Origin of the sequence: Streptomyces daghestanicus, assembly GCF_020521275.1 — a bacterium.
GTDB lineage: Bacteria > Actinomycetota > Actinomycetes > Streptomycetales > Streptomycetaceae > Streptomyces > Streptomyces griseoviridis.
Map to the genome: position 1 here is coordinate 1,117,445 of NZ_BNDX01000008.1, position 18,745 is coordinate 1,136,189.

13 protein-coding genes are annotated in these 18,745 nt (G+C 72.6%); 4 read left to right on the forward strand and 9 right to left on the reverse strand.

What is annotated here, in order from left to right:
* Nucleotides 1-4: 4 nt before the first annotated feature.
* From Sdagh_RS14395 to Sdagh_RS14405, 3 genes are all read right to left on the reverse strand, one after another.
* Complete coding sequence (locus tag Sdagh_RS14395) at nt 5-1,615, reverse strand: peptide ABC transporter substrate-binding protein (RefSeq protein ID WP_190077506.1); 1,611 nt, start codon at nt 1,613-1,615, stop codon at nt 5-7.
* A 530-nt stretch (nt 1,616-2,145) separates the two neighbouring features.
* Nucleotides 2,146-4,062, reverse strand: a complete 1,917-nt coding sequence (gene typA / locus Sdagh_RS14400) for a translational GTPase TypA (RefSeq protein WP_189415346.1) — start codon at nt 4,060-4,062, stop codon at nt 2,146-2,148.
* A gap of 139 nt (nt 4,063-4,201) precedes the next feature.
* Nucleotides 4,202-6,484 carry an ABC transporter family substrate-binding protein gene (locus Sdagh_RS14405; RefSeq protein ID WP_189415348.1) on the reverse strand — a complete coding sequence of 761 codons (2,283 nt, stop codon included), beginning with the start codon at nt 6,482-6,484 and terminating at the stop codon, nt 4,202-4,204.
* 379 nt (nt 6,485-6,863) lie between these two features.
* Here Sdagh_RS14405 and Sdagh_RS14410 point away from each other — a divergent pair, with 379 nt between their 5' ends.
* The 4 genes from Sdagh_RS14410 to Sdagh_RS14425 are packed head-to-tail and all read left to right on the forward strand — an operon-like array spanning nt 6,864 to nt 10,787.
* Nucleotides 6,864-7,154 (forward strand): Rv0250c family protein, encoded by a 291-nt coding sequence (locus Sdagh_RS14410; RefSeq protein WP_189415350.1) that lies wholly within the window; start codon nt 6,864-6,866, stop codon nt 7,152-7,154.
* 45 nt (nt 7,155-7,199) lie between these two features.
* The gene (gene sdhC / locus Sdagh_RS14415; RefSeq protein ID WP_189415352.1) at nt 7,200-8,036 is read left to right on the forward strand and encodes a succinate dehydrogenase subunit SdhC; all 837 of its coding nucleotides are present in this window, start codon (nt 7,200-7,202) and stop codon (nt 8,034-8,036) included.
* Nucleotides 8,037-8,055: 19 nt separating this feature from the next.
* The gene (locus Sdagh_RS14420; protein WP_189415354.1) at nt 8,056-10,017 is read left to right on the forward strand and encodes a fumarate reductase/succinate dehydrogenase flavoprotein subunit; all 1,962 of its coding nucleotides are present in this window, start codon (nt 8,056-8,058) and stop codon (nt 10,015-10,017) included.
* Entirely contained in the window at nt 10,014-10,787 is a 774-nt protein-coding gene (locus Sdagh_RS14425; RefSeq protein WP_190077507.1) for a succinate dehydrogenase/fumarate reductase iron-sulfur subunit, read from the forward strand. Before Sdagh_RS14420 ends, Sdagh_RS14425 begins: the two co-directional genes overlap by 4 nt.
* Before the next feature lie 1,203 nt (nt 10,788-11,990).
* On the opposite strand, the gene Sdagh_RS14435 is transcribed toward Sdagh_RS14425, so the two are convergent.
* The 6 genes from Sdagh_RS14435 to Sdagh_RS14460 form a co-directional block, all read right to left on the reverse strand.
* Entirely contained in the window at nt 11,991-14,711 is a 2,721-nt protein-coding gene (locus Sdagh_RS14435) for a SpoIIE family protein phosphatase (RefSeq protein ID WP_370594918.1), read from the reverse strand.
* Between the two features lie 238 nt (nt 14,712-14,949).
* Nucleotides 14,950-15,357: an ATP-binding protein gene (locus Sdagh_RS14440; protein WP_189415360.1), complete on the reverse strand. Its 408-nt coding sequence runs from the start codon at nt 15,355-15,357 to the stop codon at nt 14,950-14,952.
* Between the two features lie 166 nt (nt 15,358-15,523).
* Nucleotides 15,524-15,958: a (deoxy)nucleoside triphosphate pyrophosphohydrolase gene (locus Sdagh_RS14445; protein WP_189415362.1), complete on the reverse strand. Its 435-nt coding sequence runs from the start codon at nt 15,956-15,958 to the stop codon at nt 15,524-15,526.
* Nucleotides 15,959-16,002: 44 nt separating this feature from the next.
* Nucleotides 16,003-16,191: an SPOR domain-containing protein gene (locus Sdagh_RS14450; protein ID WP_189415364.1), complete on the reverse strand. Its 189-nt coding sequence runs from the start codon at nt 16,189-16,191 to the stop codon at nt 16,003-16,005.
* A gap of 382 nt (nt 16,192-16,573) precedes the next feature.
* Entirely contained in the window at nt 16,574-17,326 is a 753-nt protein-coding gene (locus Sdagh_RS14455) for a GntR family transcriptional regulator (RefSeq protein WP_189415366.1), read from the reverse strand.
* A gap of 142 nt (nt 17,327-17,468) precedes the next feature.
* Entirely contained in the window at nt 17,469-18,578 is a 1,110-nt protein-coding gene (locus Sdagh_RS14460) for a DUF4190 domain-containing protein (protein WP_226535118.1), read from the reverse strand.
* Nucleotides 18,579-18,745: the final 167 nt, after the last annotated feature.

The following is an 18,745-nucleotide window of genomic DNA, read 5'->3' on the forward strand; positions in this document are numbered from 1 at the left end:
GCGGTTACTTCTTGACCTGAACGCCGGTCAGGATCGGGTCGCCGTCCTGGGCGTACTTGACGCCGGAGACCTTCTCCGAGTAGCCCGCGTTGACCTTGTAGTACCAGAGCGGAATGCTCGGCATGTACTCGGGGAGCTTCTTCTCGATCTCCTGGTAGAGCTTCTCCGACTCCTCCAGCGACGCGGCGCTGTCGGCCTGCGTGATCAGCTTGTCGATCTCGGGGTTGGAGAAGCCGCCCTGGTTGCCGTCCGACTTGGTGCCGAACAGGTCCCGGATGAAGTTGGAGATGAAGGGGTAGTCGAGCACCCAGCCGGAGCGGTACAGGGACTTGACCTGCTTGGCGTCACGCGCGTTGGTGTCGGCCTGGAAGTCGGCCTTGGAGTCGCCGGAGCACTGCACGCCGGTGGCGTTGGTGATGGAGCCGCAGACGGCCTCCACCCACTCCTTGTGACCGCCGTCCGCGTTGTACTGGATGGAGATCTTGTTGCCCGGGACGCCGCCACCCTCCTTGATCAGGGCCTTGGCCTTCGCCGGGTCGTACTTGGTGACGTCACCGGCGGCGTTGTCCGTGTAACCGAGCACGCCCTTGGCGACCCAGCCGGTGGCCGGCTCACGGGTGCCCTGGAGGACGGTCTTGGTGATGGTGTCGCGGTCGATCGCCATCGACAGGCCCTGGAGGACCTTGGGGTCGATGTCCTTCCACTGCTTGGTGTAGAAGGCGACGGCGATGGTCTGGATCGCGGAGTACGACTGGTCCACGGCGCGGTCGCCGAGGTCCTGCTTGTACACCGGCAGGTCACGCGGGGCGACCTGGCGCATCACGTCGAGGTTGCCCGACTTGAGGTCCTGGTAGGCCGTCTCGAGCTGCGCGTAGTTCTTGAAGACCACGCCGCCGTTCTTGGCCTTGTTCGGGCCCTGGTAGTCGTCGTTGCGCTCGACCACGATCTGCTTCTTGTGGTCCCAGCTGACGAACTTGTAGGGGCCGTTGCCCACCGGCTTCTCACCGGCGGCCTTCGGGTCCTTGTAGAAGGACTCCGGCAGCGGGTCGAAGACCTCGTAGCCCAGCTTGTAGACGAAGTAGGGCAGCGCCTTGCTCAGCTCGATCGTGAAGGTGGTGTCGTCGACGGCCTTCAGACCGGACATCTCGGTGGCCTTGCCGCCGGAGACCTCGTCGTAGCCCTTGATGTCGGAGAACCAGAAGCTGTTGGTCTGCTTGTTGTCCGGGTTCGCGGCCCAGTTCCAGGCCTTGATGTAGGACTCGGAGGTGACCGGGGTGCCGTCGTGGAACTTCCAGCCGGCCTTCAGCTTGACCGTGAAGGTCTTGTTGTCCTTGGTGTCGACCGAGTCGGCGTTCACCATGGTGATCTTGCCGGTGGAGTCGTAGTCGACCAGGCCCGAGAACAGCGACTTGATGACGATGCTGCCGTTGGACTCCATGGTGTTGGCCGGCTGCAGAGGGTTCTGCGGCTCACCCACCTCGACGGAGAACGTACCGTCCGGGTCGATCGCGGCCTTCGTGTCGCCGTCGTCGCCGCCGCCGCCACCACAAGCGGTCGCGCTCAGCGCCACAACCGCGGCTATCGCGACCCACTTGGCGCTCTTCGCACCGCGCATGGATTCCTCCTAGGAGACCAATGGTTCATCGCACGGGCAGTCCCGTGACACGACACCGTCACCGGTGCCTGAAAAAGTTGGGTGCCCGTCACTCGTGAGTCGGCGCCGCGGCTGCGGACGCCCCGCTCGATCGAGTTCTACGCGCCTAACTATCTGCCATGTCCCCACAGCCGAACCACACCCCAAAGGTCTCGGTTCGATCACACCTGGCGCTGACATCTTCCAAAATCCGGACAAACCCTTTGCAGAAAGATCCCTGCGAAACGGACTTGTTACACATCTATCGAGGGTGAGTGTCCGCAATGCGGACACTCGGTGCAGAAAAACGATTGCCCGGGAGCCCGGAACATGCGGGCCGGGGATCTTCCGGACGGCCGCCGCTCGGGTGCGAGATGTGGGATCGGTCTCATTCCCGGCATGTCCCGCTATGCGAGACGCGGCGCGGGGCCGTGGAAAACGGCGTCGGGCACCCCTGTCGCAGGGGTGCCCGACGCCGCTCGCGGGAGGCGGCCGGACCGGCCGCCGGCGGATCAGCCGTGCTTGGCGCGGCTCGCGGCGCGGGCGCGCTCGCGGGCGTCCAGGTTCACCTTGCGGATGCGCACGGCCTCCGGGGTGACCTCGACACACTCGTCGTCGCGGCAGAACTCCAGGGACTGCTCCAGGGAGAGCTTGCGCGGCGGGACGATCGACTCGGCCACGTCGGCCGTGGACGACCGCATGTTGGTGAGCTTCTTCTCCTTGGTGATGTTGACGTCCATGTCGTCGGCGCGGGAGTTCTCGCCGACGATCATGCCCTCGTACACCTCGGTGCCGGGCTCCACGAAGAGCACACCGCGCTCCTGGAGGTTGGTCATGGCGAACGCGGTGACGGAACCGGCCCGGTCGGCGACCAGCGAGCCGTTGTTACGGGTGGTCAGCGTGCCGAACCAGGGCTCGTGGCCCTCGTGGATGGAGTGGGCGATGCCGGTGCCGCGGGTCTGGGTCAGGAACTCCGTGCGGAAGCCGATGAGACCGCGGGAGGGGACCACGAACTCCATGCGGACCCAGCCCGAGCCGTGGTTGGACATGTTGTCCATCCGGCCCTTGCGGACGCCCATGAGCTGCGTGACGGCGCCCATGTGCTCCTCGGGCACGTCGACGGTCATCCGCTCGACCGGCTCGTAGACCTTGCCGTCGACGGTCTTGGTGACGACCTGCGGCTTGCCGACGGTCAGCTCGTAGCCCTCGCGGCGCATCTGCTCGACCAGGATGGCCAGCGCCAGCTCACCGCGGCCCTGTACCTCCCAGGCGTCCGGGCGCTCGGTGTCCAGCACGCGCAGCGACACGTTGCCGATCAGCTCGCGGTCGAGGCGGTCCTTGACCTGGCGGGCGGTGACCTTGCGGTCCTTGACCGCCGCCTTGGCGTCGGCGCCCTTGCCGGTGCCGCCGCGGCCGACCAGCGGGGAGGTGTTGGTGCCGATGGTCATGGAGATGGCGGGCTCGTCGACCGTGATCAGCGGCAGCGGGACCGGGTTCTCCAGGTCGGCCAGGGTCTCGCCGATCATGATGTCCGGAATGCCGGCGACCGCGCAGATGTCACCGGGGCCGGCCTTCTCGGCGGGCTTGCGGGTGAGCGCCTCGGTCATCATCAGCTCGGAGATCCGCACGTTCTGCGTGGACCCGTCGCGCTTGAGCCAGGCCACCGTCTGGCCCTTCTTCAGCTCGCCGTTGTGCACGCGCAGCAGCGCGATGCGGCCGAGGAAGTTGTCGGCGTCCAGGTTGGTGACGTGCGCCTGGAGCGGGGCGCCCTCCTCGTAGGTGGGGGCCGGGATGTGCTGGAGGATCGTGGAGAAGAACGGCTCCAGGCTGTCCGAGTCGCTCGGGACCGTGCCGTCCTCCGGCTTGGTCAGGGAGGCGACGCCGTCCCGGCCGCAGGCGTAGACGATCGGGAACTCGATCTGCTCCTCGTCCGCGTCCAGGTCCAGGAAGAGGTCGTACGTCTCGTTGACGACCTCGTCGATCCGGGAGTCGGGGCGGTCGGTCTTGTTGATGCAGAGGATGATCGGCAGCCGCTGCTGGAGCGCCTTGCGCAGCACGAAGCGGGTCTGCGGCAGCGGGCCCTCGGAGGCGTCGACGAGGAGGACGACCCCGTCGACCATCGACAGACCGCGCTCGACCTCGCCGCCGAAGTCGGCGTGGCCGGGGGTGTCGATGATGTTGATGGTGATGACGTCGCCGCCGTCCTTCGGGTGGTACTTCACCGCCGTGTTCTTGGCGAGGATCGTGATGCCCTTCTCACGCTCCAGGTCGTTCGAGTCCATCATGCGGTCGTCGACGGAGTCGAGCTGGTGGGCGGCGAAGGCACCGGCCTGCTTCAGCATGCCGTCGACGATCGTGGTCTTGCCGTGGTCGACGTGGGCGACGATGGCGACGTTGCGGATGTCGTGACGCGTTACGGACACAGCCATGGTGCGGCGTACTCCCGGAGTGGTGAGGACGGCCAGGACTGCTGCGCTGGCCTCGCCGGGCATGCGGACGCCTCGGCCTTTTCCCTCCCATGGTACGGGGCGGACGGGGATGGCCTCCCGCACCCCTGGGGAGGGGCCCCTACGCGGAGGGGCTCGCGGAGCGCTGGCCGCCCTGCGCGCCCTTCTTCAGGAAACCCATGTCCTCGTAGACCGGGGTGGCGAATCCGAAGGCCCCGGCGTTGGCGAGGTTCGCGCGGGCGGCGGTCAGCTGGGGGCGCTGGTAGAGGGGGAGGGAGCCGGCCGCCGCCCAGATCCGGGAGTCGGCCTTGCGCAGCAGTGCCCGGGCCTCCTTCTCGTCCAGCGTGCCGAGGGCCTGGTCGAAGAGCTGGTCGACCTGGTCGGTGCCGACCCGGGTGTAGTTCTGCTCGACGTTGAGCGAGCCGTCGGCGGCAGGGACGGGCTTGGCGTAGATGGGGCGGGCGTCGGTGGCCGGGTAGGCGGTGCCGGGCCAGGAGTACAGGGCGAGGTCGTAGTCGCCGCTCGCGATGTGGTCGCGGAAGTAGCTCTCGTCGGAGACCTTGGTGATGTCGGTGCGGATGCCGATCCGCTCCAGCATGGCGCCGATCCGGCCGGCGACCGTGCGCAGCGTCCCGGAGCCGGGGCCGGAGGGCAGGACGAAGCGCAGGGTGAGGGGCTTGCCTTTCCTGGCCAGCGGGGCGGCCGCCGCGCCCGCCGGGGCCGCGGTGCCCTTGGGGGCGTAGGCGCCGGGCGCGCCGCCCTGGGCCTTGTTCCGCTCACCGCGCGGCTCGCCCTCGCGCTTCTCGTCGCTGCCGGTGTCGCCGGGGCTCTTGCCGTCCGCGCGCTCGACGTCCCCGCCGGAGCCCTCGGCGTCCTCGCCGCCGGGGTTCTTCTCGTCCTCGCCGACGATGTACGTGCCGTCGTCACCGCCGGGTGAGTCGCTCTCGGCCGCGGTGGTGCCCTGCCCGGACTCCTCCTCCGCGCCGGCCGCCTCCTCCCCCTTCTTCTCCGTCCCCTTCTCCAGCGGCCCGCCCGGCACCCACCCGGCGTCCGCGAGCAGCGCCCGCGCCTCCTTGACGTCCGGGTCGCCGAGCGCGCCGCTGCCGTCGGCGTAGGCGTCCTGGCCGGCCAGGGCGAGGTGGCTGCCGAGCGGTTCGGCGGGCAGGCCGAGCGGCCCGAGCACCGCCTCGGCCAGTTCCTCGCGGTCGACGGCGCGGGCGACGGCCCGGCGGACCCGCTCGTCGGCGAGGGGGCCGTCGGCGCCGTTGAGGGCGAGCTGGGTGTAGGCCGGTTCCAGCGACTTGCGGACCTCGAAGCCGCGCAGGGCGGCCCGCCGCCGCTCGGTCTTGGCGAGGGCCTCGCGCCGCTCGGCGCGGGCCAGCGTCTCCTCGTAGGCGGCCTCCTCGTCGGAGCCGTGGGCGACCGCCCAGGAGCGCAGGGCGTCGGCGGCGGACCGCCCCTGCCCGCGCTCGGGACCGGCCAGCGGCGCCGTGCCCCGGGCGCCGAGCGGGTCGGTGCCGGCCGGGGCGCCGGCCCGGCCGACCTCGCGGGCGGCCTCCGCGTCGATCTCGGCGAGGTCGAGCTTCCCGGCGGTGAGGGCGGCGATCCGCTTGCCGCGCGGCACGACGCGCAGCTCGATCCTCGACAGCTTGGGCGGCGCGCCCCACCAGCGCGGATTGCGGCCCAGCACGACCTCGTCGTCCTCCCGGTCGACCTTCTGGACGGCGAACGGCCCGGCGGTCACCGCCAGCTTGCGGCGGGCCCCGTCGTTGAAGGCGTCCGGGGTGCCCATGACGTCCTTCGGGTACAGCGGCGTGAACAGGGAGCGCCAGTCGGCGTAGGGCCGCTTGAAGGTGACCTTGACCTCCAGGTCGTTCTTGCCGCGCTCGATCTTCTCGATGCGGTCGTAGCCGGCGTTGCGGGCGGTCCAGTAGGCGCTCTCCCGGCCGGACAGGGCCCGCCACTGCGCGGCGAAGTCGGCGGCGCCGATCTCCCGGCCGTCGCTCCAGACGGCCTGCTGGTTCAGCCGGTAGAGGACGACCTGTCTGGGCTCGGTGCCGACGACCTCGGCGGACTCCAGGTAGTCGGGGTTGCGCACCGGCCGGCCGGTGGCGTCCAGGCGGAAGAGGGACGGCAGCACCGCCTGGGCGACGCGGGTGGTGGTGGCGTCGGCGTCGGACTGAAAGACGTTGAGCGTGTCCGGCACCGAGTCGGCGGCCCAGCGCAGGGTGCCGCCGTCGGCGACGCGGGCGCGGGCCGCGGCGGCGGTGTCCGGGCCGGCCAGGGGGGCGCCCGCGGGGTCGTCGGAGCTGCACCCGGCGAGGACGGGGACCGCGAGCGCGCCCGCGGTGAGGAAGGCGACCGAGCGCGTGAGCGCGCGTGGTCCGACGCCGACGTGGGACATCTGTCTACCTCCGGAAAGCCGCGGGCGTTACGTTCCCTTATGGGGGTATATGGAGTTGATCATTTGTATTCAGACCTGTGCGGCCACTGAAGAGGAAAGGGTTCGGCAACGCAGGGCGACACGACGGCCTCGGCCCGCAAGGTCACCCGTGCGGGCGTACGCGCCGGGGGGTGCGCACGGTGGCGCAACCGCGCGCACCGGCCAATCGCCGCACGTCCCTTCCCAGCGGCGGGTGTGACGCGCGACACTTCCAGGCGCGTGAACGACACAGCATGAACGTCACCGCGCGCACATCACCGCGTGGACGTCACCCGCGCCCCGCCGTCCCGGCGGGGCCGTGGCCGGCGGAAGTGATCCGCGACCGAGATGAGGTCACGTCATGTCCGTGCACGACGAACTCACGACGCTCCAGCGCTGCCTCGACGAACTCACGCGGTCCGTCGGCCGCCTGGAACAGCGGGTCGGTCCCGGCGGCCTGGAGATCCGGCGGGTCCGTACCGACGCCGCCCACCTGCGCGAGAGCGTCGCGCTGCTGCGGGAGGCCGCCGACGCCCCGGACGCGCCGAAACGCCCGGACCTGGTCACGATCTCCGACGCGCCCTACGACCTCACCCTGTGGACGGACTCGGACGACGAGGGGCTCGGTGCCCGCGACCGACGCGCCCCCTGAAGCCCGGGACCCCGACCCCCACCCATCCGACCGCCGGAGCCGCTCGTGGCCACTGGTACCGAACCCGCACCCGCCGACGCCCGTCCCCCCGGCGCCGGCGTCCACTCCCCGGCGCGCGCCGCCATCGCCGCGCCGCATCTGCGCACCGACCGCTGGTGGCTGGCGCCCGCCCTCACCGCCGCCGGTCTGCTGGCCTTCATCGCGTACTCGACGTGGCGGGCCTTCGCCGGCGCCGACTACTACGCGGCCCCGTACGTCTCGCCGTTCTACTCCCCGTGCCTGGCCGAGAACTGCGCCCCGATGCGCTCCGGCCCCAACTGGGAGCTGTTCGGCGGCTGGTGGGGCCTCTCCCCGGCGCTCCTCATCCTGATCTTCCCGCTCGGCTTCCGCCTGACCTGCTACTACTACCGCAAGGCGTACTACCGCGGCTTCTGGGCCTCGCCCCCGGCCTGCGCGGTCGCCGAGCCGCACAAGCGGTACACCGGCGAGACCCGCTTCCCGCTGATCCTCCAGAACGTCCACCGCTACTTCTTCTACGCCGCCCTGCTGGTCGCCGGCGTCCTCACCTACGACACGGTCCTCGCCTTCCGCGACGAGCACTACGCCTGGGGCCACATGGGTCTCGGCACCCTCGTCTTCCTCGTCAACATCGCGCTGATCTGGGCGTACACCCTGTCCTGCCATTCCTGCCGGCACATCGTCGGCGGCAAGCTGAAGCACTTCTCCCGGCACCCGGTGCGCTACCGCCTGTGGCAGTGGGCGGGGAAGCTCAACGCCCGCCACATGCAACTGGCCTGGGCCTCCCTGGTGAGCGTGGCGCTCGCCGACTTCTACGTGTACCTGGTCGCGTCCGGCGCTTTCGACGATCCGACCCTCTTCTGACGCGAAAGAAAAGGTGCTTATGTCCGTGGTGGAGCGGCAGGAGTGGGACGTCGTCGTGGTCGGCGCGGGCGGCGCCGGGCTGCGCGCCGCGATCGAGGCGCGCGAGCGGGGCGCCCGTACGGCGGTGATCTGCAAGTCGCTGTTCGGCAAGGCGCACACGGTGATGGCCGAGGGCGGCATCGCGGCGGCGATGGGCAACGCCAACGAGCGAGACGACTGGACGGTCCACTTCCGCGACACCCTGCGCGGCGGCAAGTTCCTCAACCAGTGGCGGATGGCCGAACTGCACGCCAAGGAGGCCCCGGACCGGGTCTGGGAGCTGGAGACCTGGGGCGCCCTGTTCGACCGCACGAAGGACGGCCGGATCTCGCAGCGCAACTTCGGCGGCCACGAGTACCCGCGCCTGGCGCACGTCGGCGACCGCACCGGCCTGGAGCTGATCCGCACCCTCCAGCAGCGGATCGTCGCCCTCCAGCAGGAGGACCACCGGCGGACCGGCGCCTACGAGTCCCGTCTGAAGGTCTTCCAGGAGTGCACGGTCACCCGCGTGCTCAAGGACGGCTCCCGGGTCTGTGGTGTCTTCGCCTACGAGCGCGAGAGCGGCCGCTTCTTCGTCCTCGAAGCCCCCGCCGTGGTGATCGCCACCGGCGGCATCGGCAAGTCCTTCAAAGTGACGTCGAACTCGTGGGAGTACACCGGCGACGGCCACGCGCTGGCGCTGCTGGCCGGGGCGCCGCTGCTGAACATGGAGTTCGTGCAGTTCCACCCCACGGGCATGGTCTGGCCGCCGTCGGTCAAGGGCATCCTGGTCACCGAGTCGGTGCGCGGCGACGGCGGAGTGCTCAGGAACTCCGACGGCGAACGGTTCATGTTCGACTACGTCCCGGACGTCTTCAAGGAGAAGTACGCCGAGTCCGAGGCCGAGGCCGACCGCTGGTACGACGACCCCGACCGCAACCGGCGTCCCCCCGAGCTGCTCCCCCGCGACGAGGTGGCCCGCGCCATCAACAGCGAGGTGAAGGCGGGCCGGGGCTCCCCGCACGGCGGTGTCTTCCTCGACGTGTCGACGCGGATGCCCGCCGAGACGGTGAAGCGGCGGCTGCCGTCGATGTACCACCAGTTCAAGGAGCTGGCCGACGTCGACATCACGGCGGAGGCGATGGAGGTCGGGCCGACCTGCCACTACGTGATGGGCGGGGTCGCCGTCGACTCCGACACGGCCGCCGCGCGCGGGGTGCCGGGGCTGTACGCGGCCGGCGAGGTGGCGGGCGGCATGCACGGCTCCAACCGGCTCGGCGGCAACTCGCTCTCCGACCTGCTGGTGTTCGGGCGCCGGGCGGGGTGGCACGCCGCCGAGTACGCGCTCGGCGGGGAGCGGCCCCGAGTGGCCGAGGAGGACGTCGGCTCCGCCGCCGCCGAGGCGCTCCGGCCGTTCTCCGCCGAGGCCGGGGCGGGTGCGGGTGCCGGCGCGGCCGGGGCCGCGGACCGGGCCGGCGGCCCGCCGGAGAACCCGTACGCCCTCCACCAGGAACTCCAGCAGACGATGAACGACCTGGTCGGCATCATCCGCCGGGAGGCGGAGATGGAACAGGCCCTGGAGAAGCTGGCCGAACTGCGGGTACGGGCCCGCCGGGCCGGGGTCGAGGGGCACCGGCAGTTCAACCCGGGCTGGCACCTCGCCCTGGACCTGCGGAACATGCTGCTGGTCAGCGAGTGCGTGGCGCGGGCCGCGCTGGAGCGCACCGAGTCGCGCGGCGGGCACACGCGTGAGGACCACGCCGCGATGGACCGCCGGTGGCGCAACGTGAACCTGCTGTGCCGGCTGACCGACCCGACGGACGGGCTGGCGGCGACCGACCCGGTGCGCGGCCAGATCACGCTGGACCGGGAGACCACCGACCCCGTCCGTCCCGACCTGCTCGCCCTCTTCGAGCAGGAGGAGCTGGCCAAGTACCTCGCCGACGAGGAGTTGTACCGATGAGCGGTTACGAGGCCCTTTTCCGGGTGTGGCGGGGCGACCAGGGCGGCGGCGCCCTGGAGGACTTCGCGGTGGAGGTGAACGAGGGCGAGGTGGTCCTCGACATCATCCACCGCCTCCAGGCCACCCAGGCCCCCGACCTCGCCGTCCGCTGGAACTGCAAGGCGGGCAAGTGCGGTTCGTGCTCCGCCGAGATCAACGGGCGGCCCCGGCTGATGTGCATGACCCGGATGTCGGTCTTCACCCGCGAGGAGACGGTCACCGTCACCCCGCTGCGGGCCTTCCCGGTCGTCCGGGACCTGGTGACCGACGTCGGCTTCAACTACGCGAAGGCCCGCGAGGTCCCGGCCTTCGTGCCGCCCGCCGGGGTCGGTCCGGGCGAGTACCGGATGACGCAGGAGGACGTGGACCGGTCGCAGGAGTTCCGCAAGTGCATCGAGTGCTTCCTGTGCCAGGACACCTGCCATGTCGTGCGCGACCACGAGGAGAACAAGCCCGCTTTCGCCGGCCCGCGCTTCCTGATGCGGGTCGCCGAGCTGGACATGCATCCGCTGGACGCGGCGGCCGGGACCGGCCTGGACCGGGCGCGCGCCGCCCAGGACGAGCACGGCCTCGGCTACTGCAACATCACCAAGTGCTGCACGGAGGTCTGCCCCGAGGGCATCAGGATCACCGACAACGCGCTGATCCCGCTGAAGGAGCGGGCCGTGGACCGCAAGTACGACCCGCTGGTCTGGCTCGGCTCGAAGATCAGGCGGCGCCGGGAGAGCTGACCCGGTCCGCGCGGTAGGCCCGCCGGTCGCCTCGGTCGCGGCGAAGTCGACGTACGGGCGACCCCGGAGTCCGCCCGGTCCGCGTCGGTGCGGGGCAGGCCGAGGCGGACGCCGCGCACGGCGGCGGGGACGGTGTCGGCGTGCCCCCGGTGCGAGGGGTCGCTCTCGTGGCAGACGGGCAGGCCCCTCAGCGGACCGGTGGTGGGCGGGGTGACCTCCAGGGTGAGCGAGGTCCGCTGGGCGACGTACCCGCCGGAGGCGGCCGGCGGCGGCTGGGCGGTGTCGTCGACATGACGGCGGTCCGGCCGACGCGCCGGGCGACCTGCCCGAAGTACTCCTGCGACCACCACTCGGGGTGCCCGGTGAGGGCGCCGGCGACCGTGTGCGGGGCGGGGCGGGTCGATCCGGTGGGCGGCGACCGAGAACACGGCGTCCCGCGCGCCGGTCACGCGGCGTACGCCGTCGAGGAGGACGAGGTGGCCGCCGTCGCCGGAGCGGGCGGGCTCCAGGTCGAGGCGGACGCCGTCGAAGCCCCGGCCGAGGAGCTGCCGGGCGGAGGCGGCGACGGCGGCGCGGGTGCCGGCCCGGTCCAGCCGCATGCCGTCCGGGGCCTCGGTGGCGAGGACGTCGCCGAACCGGGCGTGGACGCGGATGCCGGGCAGGTCCCGGTGGACGGCGCCGGTCAGCCACCGGGCCCTCGGGTACCGGGCGGGCGGCGGGGAGCCGTCGTGCTCCAGCGGTCCGGCGTGGACGTACAGGTCGCGGATGCCGGTGGCCGCCGGCCGCCGGCCGAGGGCGGCGAGGTCGGCGTCCTCCTCGCGGCCGTCGACCCAGGCGTGGCCGAGCCAGAGGGCGTCCCGGTGCCGGGTGCGGGTGCCGTCCGCCGGGTCTCCGGCGCAGTTCAGGCCCAGGGCGGCCTGGACGGCGAGGACGGGGACGAGGAGGACCGGGGCGGGCGCGAGGGCGGTACGGCGCAGGGCGCGGGGCCACCGGCGGCGGGCGGGGCCGGGCGGCGGCGCGGTCCGTGGTTCCGGCGCCGTTGTGCCGGTCGGGTCCGCGCCCCGGGCGGCTGTGCCATGCCGTGTCCCTCCCCGTCCGGCCGCCGCCCCGGCGGCCGGTGTCCCCCACGGGGACGACGGGGGTGGGGCCCCGGTTGCCGGGACGCTCCGGAACAGGCCGAGGCCGCGGGGAAGAGGGGCCGGGTCAGAAGAGGCTGAGCAGTGCCTCCGCCGGGTCCGGCAGACCGGTGTCGCCGCCGGGCAGCGGCAGTTCGAACCAGACCGTCTTGCCGCGCGGGGTGCGGCGCGACCCCCAGGCGGCGCTGAGCAGGCCGACCAGTTGCAGGCCCCGGCCGCCCTCGTCGGTGTCCCGGGCACGGCGGCGGCGCGGCTGGACCAGGCCCGAGTCCCAGACCTCGCAGACCAGTGAGCGGTCCAGCAGCAGCCGGAGCCTGATCTCGCCCTCGCCGTACCTGAGGGCGTTGGTGACCAGCTCGCTGACGAGCAGTTCCGTGGTGTCGACCAGGGGTTCCAGGTCCCAGGCGGTCAGCCGTTCACGGGCGTACTCGCGGGCCCGGCCCACGCTGCGCGGCTCGCGCGGCAGCGCCCAGTCGCCGACGGACTCCGCGGGCAGCCCCTGCACCCGCGCCATGAGCAGCGCGATGTCGTCCTCGCCGTGGTGCGAGTCGAGGGTGTTGAGGACGTGGTCGCAGACGTCCTCCAGGTCCCGGTGGGTGGCGGCGCGCGGCGCCGGGCGGGCCGGGTCGGCCAGCGCGCCGACGAAGGCCCGCAGACCCTCGTCCAAGGGGTGGTCGCGGCTCTCCACGAGGCCGTCGGTGTAGAGGGCGAGCAGGGCGCCCTCGGGCAGCTCGACCTCGACCTCCTCGAACGGTTCCCCGCCGACGCCGAGCGGCAGTCCGGGCGGCACGTCCAGCATCAGCGCGGACTCGCCGGGCTCGACCAGGACGGGCGGCAGATGGCCGGCGTTGGCGAAGGTGCAGCGCCGGGTGACGGAGTCGTAGACGGCGTAGACGCAGGTCGCCAGGTACACCTCGGAGAGGTCTGCCTCGCGGGGGCGGCGGGCGGCGCGGGTGGCCTGCTGGACGCCGACCGCGGACGCCTGGGAGGGGCCGCCGGGGGCGCCCAGGCCGCGGGCGATCTCGTCCAGCTGGGCGAGGACCTCGGCCGGTTCGAGGTCGAGCTGGGCCAGGGTCCGTACGGCGGTGCGCAGTTCGCCCATGGCGACGGCGGCGCGCAGACCGCGGCCCATGACGTCGCCGACGACCAGGGCGGTGCGGTGGCCGGGCAGTTCGATGACGTCGAACCAGTCGCCGCCGACCTCGCTGGGCCGGCCGGTGGCCGCGTTGCCGGGCAGGTAGCGGCAGGCGATGTCGAGGCCGGACGCCTCCGGGTCGCCGGGCGGCAGCAGGGACCGTTGCAGTATCAGCGCCCGCTCGTGCTCGCGGCGGTAGAGGCGGGCGTTGTCGATACAGACGGCGGCGCGGGCGGCCAGTTCCACGGCGAGGCTCCGGTCGCGGTCGCCGAAGGGTTCGCTGCCCTTGGTGCGGGCGAACTGCGCGAGGCCCACCACCGTGTCGTGGGCGACCATCGGCACCGCGAGCGTGGACTGCACCAGGCCGCCCTCCTCGGCGGGGACGGTGCGCGGGCGGGCGGTGCGCAGCGCGTCGGCGCAGGGCGAGGTGAAGGGGTAGTGGTGGACGGCGCCGACCTGGACGCGCTGGCCGGTGCCGAGGAAGGGGACGTCGGCGACGGCGCTGGCGTAGGCGACGCGGCGCAGTTCGGCGCTGCCGTCGACGAGGCCGTGCGGGGCCTCGTCACCGGTGAGCAGGCCCTGGTAGAGGTCGACGGTGGCCAGGTCGCAGAAGCCGGGGACGACGACGTCGAGGAGTTCGCGGGCGGTGGTCTCCAGGTCCAGGGAGGTGCCGATGCGGGCCCCGGCGTCGTTGAGGAGGGCGAGGTTGCGGCGGGCGGCGGCGGCCTCGCGGGCGGCCTCGCGGCGGGCGGTGATGTCGGTGCCGACCCAGGCGACCCCGATGGGGCGGCCCGAACCGCTGTGCACCCGGTACATGTTGACGGACCAGTGGCGGCGCTCCTCGGAGCCCGGCACGAAACCGGTGACGTGCATGTCCGTGATGGACTCGCCGGTCTCCAGCACCCGGCGCAGCGTGGCGGTGATCCGGTCGGCCTCGGCGCGCGGCAGGTAGTCGTGGACGCCCCGGCCGTGGTGGTCGTCGGGGCTGCCGCCGAAGACGGAGGCGAAGCGCCGGTTGACGCGGCGCACCTTCAGGTCGGTGTCGATCAGCAGGAACCCGAACGGAGATTGGCCGAAAATGGACTGCGAGGCGGCGAGGTCGGTCTCGATGCTGCGCAGGGTGCGGACGTCGACGACGACGCAGACGGCGGCCTTCTCCCCATCCCGCGTCCGGGTCGGCATGACGTAGACCTCGGCGAGGCCGCGCCTGCCGCACTCCCCGCCCTCGCCGTGCGGGATGCGGAAGGGGACGACGCCGGTCCACTCGCGCCCGTCGAGGATCTCGGCCATCTTGCGCTGGCCGCGCTCGCGCAGGTCGGGGTCGATGAAGACGTCGATGGGGTCGACGCCGAGCGCCCGGTGCGCGGGGATGCCGAACAGCTGCTCGGCCCGCACGCTCCACTGGTCCACCAGCCCGTCCGGGCCGATGGAGAAGGAGGCGACCTTGATGTAGTCGTAGATGGAGCCGGGCGGGCTGCTCTGCCACATGGCGTCCCCGGGCAGGGTCTCGCCCCGGTCCGCGGGCGTCCGTCCCCCGGGCAGCGCGTCGCCGCCCGCGGCCCGCCCGCCGCCGGGCGCGCCCTCGGACGCCGTGACCCTCGCGGGCTCCGTGGCCCTCGCGGACTCGGTGGCCCTCGCTGGTATCTCGCTCACGCGAACCGTCCCCTCCAGCTCACCGCGTCCGGTACCGGTCACCGGGGGCGGCTGTCCGCAGTATCCAGCACTACGGCACCGCACAACACGGTGTTCACGATCACAGCACGGTCCCTGTGCTTTCCAAACCGGGCCGTGACAACACTGCCAGTCTTCTAACCAGCGGACACGTCATCGAATCACGTACTTCGGCAGCGGTCCCGGACTCGGACGCATCGGTACGCGGAGTGACCGGCGCTCACCCGGTCGGGACGAGTTCGAACCACACCGTCTTGCCCGTCGCGCCCGGCCGTGTGCCCCAGCGGCGCGCGGCGGAGGCGAGCAGGCGCAGCCCCCGGCCGCCCTCGTCGTCGGGGCGGGCGGGGCGTTCGTGCGGGGGCTCCGGGAGCGGGTCGGAGACCTCGACGCGCAGCACACCGCCCGGTCCGGGCGGCGGGACCAGGCGGACGCCGATGGGGCCGGCGGCGTACCGCAAAGCGTTCGTGACCAGCTCACTGACGAGCAGGACGGCGATGTCGCCGATGCCTTCGAGGCCCCAGTCGCGCAGCCGGCCGCGGACCACGGAGCGGGCGGTGCCGACGGCGTCCGGGGTCGCGGGGAAGGTCCACTCGGCGCAGGTGTTTCGGGTGTCGATCACGCCGCTCACTCCCCGGTCGGTCGAAAGGACCCGTACGTGTCCACCGTGGCGGGACTTATAGGCATATACCCGGTAAGTACGCATAAGTACCCCCGGCGAGGGGCCCGGCAGCGCACTGGGGCACGAGAGGCGCACGGGAAGGTGCCCGTACGGCGGCGGAGAGGCACTCCCCCACTCAGTGCGCCTCGGGTACCCCGTGCGCGCCGGACGTGCCGAACCCGGGGAGCGCGAGCACGCCGCGGACGGCGGGTACGTCCTGATCGAGCCAGGGCACGTCCCAGATCTCGGCCGGGGTGAGCCAGCGCAGCGCGTCATGGTCCTGGAGCGGCTCGGGGACGGCGGAGCCGGGCAGCAGGCGGGCGGTCCACACCTGGAGGACGTACGGCGGTCTCAGCGGCCACTGCCCCGGCACCCGGTCGCCGGTGCGGGCGTCCACACCGAGTTCCTCGCGCAGTTCGCGGACGAGGGCGGCCTCGGGGGTCTCGCCCTCCTCCACCTTGCCGCCGGGCAGTTCCCACCGTCCGGCGAGGTCGGCCGGCGCACTGCGGCGCGCGGCGAGCAGGCGTCCGCCGTCGACCAGGGCGGCACCGACCACGATCCGTTCCGTCATGCGCCGGAGCCTACGGGAGGGCGGGCGCGGGTCCGGTGCCCCGGTCAGTCGCCGTCGGGGCCGCTCTGTCCGACCTGCTCGACCCAGTACATCCGCCGGGTACCACGGTCGCCGAGGCTGTCCGCGATCTTCTCGGCCTCGGCCCGGGTGGCGTAGCTGCCGACCCGGTAGCGATGGCCGTTGTCGTCCTGCCGGACGACGAGCCAGTGCAGAGTGACCGTGCCGTCATTCATCGCGCCCCTCCACTTCGCGCCCATGGCCGCACCCCGCCCGGCGAGGAAACCGCAGTCCGCATATGCCCGACCTTACGCCCAACCTTTACTCAGCGAATACGGCTTTTCACCAAGCGGTACGCAACCGGCCAGGGCGTCGGGGGCGCGCACGGCGGAACGCGCCGGGCCCGCGGCGCGGCGGGTCACGTCCGGGCGTCGCCGGGGCGATCGGGTGCCACCTGCGGGAACGGCCGGATCGTCGCGCCGCCGCCGGGCACGGCGACGGCTCCGGGCGCGGGGCGGGCGGCCTCGCGGGGGCGCGAGGGAGAGGGGCGGCGTGCGCCATCTCACACCGGCCGCCCGCGGGGAGCGCCTCCGGCGGGGGCGCGGCCGGCTTCCCGGGCTACTTCACGGGGAGGTGGTACGCCACCCGGTACCGGTCGGCCGGGACCACCACGTCGGCCGTCTCGACCGCGAGCCCGGAGGCGTAGAACGTGCGCTGGACGACCAGGACGACGTGTCCGGGGACGCCGCCGAGGGCGATCAGCTCCTCCGCGAGGCCGGGGCGGGCGCCGACCTCCTCGGTGACGTTGTCCACCACGACGTCGATGGCGGCCATGCGCTCGACGACGCCCATGCCGCCGAGGGGGCCCTCCTCGGGCAGCATCACCGGGGTGCGGCCGGTGACGGCGAGGGGCTCCCAGGAGGTGGAGAGCATGACCGCCTCGCCGCCCTCCCGGAAGACGTACCGGGTGCACATCACGCGGTCGCCGGGCTTGATGCCGAGCCGCTCGGCGATGGCGACGCTCGCCTCGGCCTGCTCGCTGCCGGACTCCCAGGTGCCGCGCACCTCGGTGTCGGCCTGCTCCTGCCGGAAGGGCGTGGCCCCGCCCGACGGCCGGTAACCGGAGCGGGCGATCCGCCGCGGCACCGGGCGCTCGCGCACATACGTCCCCGAGCCGGAGCGGCCCTCGACCAGTCCCTCGGCCATCAGCACCTTGCGGGCCTCCAGCGCGACGGTGTCCGAGACGCCGTACTGCTCGCGGATCCTGGCCTGGGAGGGGAGGCGGGTGTGGGGCGGCAGCAGGCCGTCGACGATCTTCTTGCGCAGATCCCCCGCGACACGCAAGTACGCCGGCTGCTCACCGAATGTCACTGGCCGCTCTCCCATCAGGTTGTACGGACAGCAACAGCGTCGCAACCGTAGGTTGTGCCAGGCAAGCAAAGGCCAGGGAATCACTCGATGTGATGAGTCAGGGGCGCGGGGGTTTTGTCCTGCGGGTTTCGCCCTGCGGCTTTCACACCTCGAAGCCGGGGTCGCCCTCCGTCCCGCCCTCCTCCTCGCCGTCGTCCTCGTACGAGGGCGGGGTGGTGGCCAGCCCCAGGGCCTTGCGGGCGGTGACCGAACCGGAGGGGGCGAGCAGTTCGTAGCCGGTGTCGTAGTGCACGTAGAAGGTGTCCGCGTCGGTGGCCCGCGCGGCCCCGGCCCACTCCTTCCGGGCGGCGTCCAGGTCGTCGGCGAGGTCGGCGACGGGCCGCTCGGCGGCGGCCGGCCAGGTGTGTTCGCGCAGCCCGGCGGCCTGCCCGGCGAGCGCGTCCGCCATCCGGCCCGCCCACTTCCGGTAGCCGGGCAGGTCGTCCTCGACGTAGCTGGTGAGCGGCTCGGACCCGACCGCCTCGTCGAGGAGTGCCGCCGCCCTCAGGAAGGCGAGCTGGTCGGCGTCGAGCGTGGTCTCGTCGTTGCGCAGCGAACCGGTCAGGACGTCGCCCTCCTCCGCGCCGCCGAACAGGCAGGTGACCTCGCGGTCGCCCAGGCGCCAGCTCTGCCGGGTCGGCGTGAGGTAGTAGACGTCGACGTTCCCGGGCACGGCCCAGGTGTCCATGGCGTAGCCGGAGCGCAGCGCGTAGCACCGGTCGTCGGCGGTCTCGCCGACCGGGTCGTCGCCCGGGAAGGGCCCCTCGGGCAGGTCGAAGACGGCGAAGACCTCACCGTCGTGCGCCCCCGCGCAGGGCACCTCCTCGACGTCGTAGGTCACGCCCTGGAGCGAACCGTCGGGGGTGTCGAAGCACTGGCCGGTCTCCAGGGAGTACGCCGTGCCCTCGCCGGTCGCCGCGCCCTTGAAGCCCTCCCAGAAGGCGGACGCGCCGCCGGTGGTGAGCGCCACCGCCCACAGCACCAGCCCCGCCGAGGACAGCACGGTCCCGGCCACCGCGAACCCCTTGCCGCGCTCGCCGCGCCGCTTGATCTGGGTCAGCGCGATCAGCCCCAGCACCAGACCGACGGCCGGCAGGAAGCAGAGGAGCCCGAGGACGAGGGCGGAGATGGCGACGCCGTTGACGGGCGCCGGCCGGGGCGGTCCGTAGGACGGCTGGCCCCAGACCGGGTGGGGCGGCGGCGGTATGGACACGGGCACCGTGCTCCTGACTCGGACGGCGAACACGCCGTACTGCCGTACGGCTGGGCGCATCGTATGCGGGGAGCGGCGGACGCGAGGAGTCGTCTCCGCTGGCGGGCGGGGCCGCTGTGTCCTTGATCACGCACAGGGAAGGGTTCGCCGTCCGCTGGCTGGAAAGC

Bases quoted from the DNA above. Each gene is read 5' to 3' on its own strand.
- Sdagh_RS14395 (WP_190077506.1), bottom strand. From the start codon at position 1,615: ATGCGCGGTGCGAAGAGCGCCAAGTGGGTCGCGATAGCCGCGGTTGTG.
- typA (WP_189415346.1), bottom strand. From the start codon at position 4,062: ATGGCTGTGTCCGTAACGCGTCACGACATCCGCAACGTCGCCATCGTC.
- Sdagh_RS14405 (WP_189415348.1), bottom strand. From the start codon at position 6,484: ATGTCCCACGTCGGCGTCGGACCACGCGCGCTCACGCGCTCGGTCGCC.
- Sdagh_RS14410 (WP_189415350.1), top strand. From the start codon at position 6,864: ATGTCCGTGCACGACGAACTCACGACGCTCCAGCGCTGCCTCGACGAA.
- Sdagh_RS14420 (WP_189415354.1), top strand. From the start codon at position 8,056: ATGTCCGTGGTGGAGCGGCAGGAGTGGGACGTCGTCGTGGTCGGCGCG.
- Sdagh_RS14425 (WP_190077507.1), top strand. From the start codon at position 10,014: ATGAGCGGTTACGAGGCCCTTTTCCGGGTGTGGCGGGGCGACCAGGGC.
- Sdagh_RS14445 (WP_189415362.1), bottom strand. From the start codon at position 15,958: ATGACGGAACGGATCGTGGTCGGTGCCGCCCTGGTCGACGGCGGACGC.
- Sdagh_RS14450 (WP_189415364.1), bottom strand. From the start codon at position 16,191: ATGAATGACGGCACGGTCACTCTGCACTGGCTCGTCGTCCGGCAGGAC.